This is a genomic window from Alcanivorax sp. HI0083, from assembly GCF_001635175.1.
On the sequence record NZ_LWFX01000224.1, the window covers coordinates 1 to 1,008 of the forward strand.

The 1,008-nt window shown below is 59.5% G+C and carries 2 protein-coding genes; both read right to left on the reverse strand.

What is annotated here, in order from left to right; all coding sequences use genetic code 11:
- A partial coding sequence (locus tag A3754_RS02455; RefSeq protein ID WP_063518766.1) for a GNAT family N-acetyltransferase occupies positions 1-525 on the reverse strand: 525 nt, incomplete at its 3' end.
- A 102-nt stretch (positions 526-627) separates the two neighbouring features.
- A partial coding sequence (locus A3754_RS02460; RefSeq protein WP_156496703.1) for a sulfite exporter TauE/SafE family protein occupies positions 628-1,008 on the reverse strand: 381 nt, incomplete at its 5' end.

Genomic DNA, 1,008 nt, shown 5'->3' on the forward strand with positions numbered 1-1,008 from the left:
GTCGAAATGGGCCACAAGCTGGTTCTGCGGGAAGTAGTCCCGCGCGCGCCAGAACCTGTCCAGCGGCTGGTAATCCGCAGGGCGAGCAGGGTGTGCCTCCTCCCGCGTCACTGCACAGAAGGCGGTATGCCGAAACCCGAAATCCGCCGCGTATTGCTCGCGCAGATCAAAAAAGCGGTGCCCCACGCCTTCGCCCCGATAGGGCTTGAGCAGCACCGACTCTCCGAAATAGAACACCGAATCCAGCTCGGCACCCAATTGCCGGAACGGCACCTGGAACTCTTCATCCGCCTCACGTAGCGGTAGCGCCGTCGCCGCACCAACCAGCCGGTTGTATTCCAGCGCCAGCACAAACACGCTACGGTCAGACTGGGCATAGCGGTCCAGGTAACGGCGCTCGTAATCCAGATCCCCGTCGTAGAGATAGGGGTAATCCCGAAACACCGCAATACGCAATTGCGCCAGTGCATCCAGCCAGGGCTCGACGGCAATACCAGTAACCGGGCGAATTTCCACTGTGGACATGAGCGCTCCTGAATACCTGCGAACAAGGAATCACATGAATACCACGTCCAAGAGACAGCTACGAGCCTCTAGCTTCTAGGCTCGTAGCTCGTAGCTAAAACCTCACCCCGGCCAGGCAAGAATCAGCCCGGTGCACCAAAGCACTATAAACACCGCCTGGCGGAAACGCTCTTCATTCACCCGGTGATGCAACCACTCTCCCAACAGGATGGCCGCGATAACCACAGGTACCAGCAAACCGATACGCGGGGCTGCCGGCAGCAAAGTGCCGTCGATCAGGAACACCACGGTGAGCAGGCTGTTCAGCGACAGCCAGACCAGAATCAGGGTGGCACGGAAGGCTTTCTTTTCCAGTGACAGGCCACTCAGGGCATACACCAGCAGCGGCCCACCGGAGGCAAACAAGCCATGGGTGATCCCTGCCACGAACATCCAGCAACGGGACCACCAGGCACCATGAGGTGCCATCTCGATCCCCTTCCA